The organism is Paraburkholderia sp. BR10923, from assembly GCF_040948765.1.
Lineage (GTDB): Bacteria > Pseudomonadota > Gammaproteobacteria > Burkholderiales > Burkholderiaceae > Paraburkholderia > Paraburkholderia youngii.
The window spans coordinates 1-363 of record NZ_JBFPKO010000175.1 but is presented as its reverse complement, the minus strand read 5'-3'; the positions used below and the strand labels follow the sequence as shown (position 1 = coordinate 363).

Here is a 363-nt window from a genome sequence, read left to right as displayed (position 1 = left end):
TGCCGCCACTCCGACCGCAAAGGCGAGGCACTCGCGCAAATATTTCGGTCGCGAACGGGGAGTCGTCGCCTTTACCTCCCTCACCAATCACGTTGCCACACTCACCAACCTCATCGGTGCGCACGAGTACGAAAGCCATTACGTCTTCGACCTCTGTTACCACAACACGACCGATATCGCGCCGACGATTATCACCGGAGACATGCACAGCATCAACAAGATGAATTTCGCGGCCATGACCGCCTTCAACTCGGTACTGCTCTCACAACTGAACGCTACCAACGGGAGGGAAATGAGAAGGCGCTCGCGATGCTGAAGAAGATTTCTCCGGTGGCGTGGCGGCACATCCACTTCCTCGGGCAT

The 363-nt window shown here is 56.7% G+C and carries 1 pseudogene; it reads left to right on the top strand.

Annotated features, from left to right (window positions below):
• Window positions 1–238: pseudogene (locus tag AB3X94_RS41985) on the top strand (Tn3 family transposase); the annotation flags it as partial.
• Window positions 239–363 lie beyond the last annotated feature (125 nt).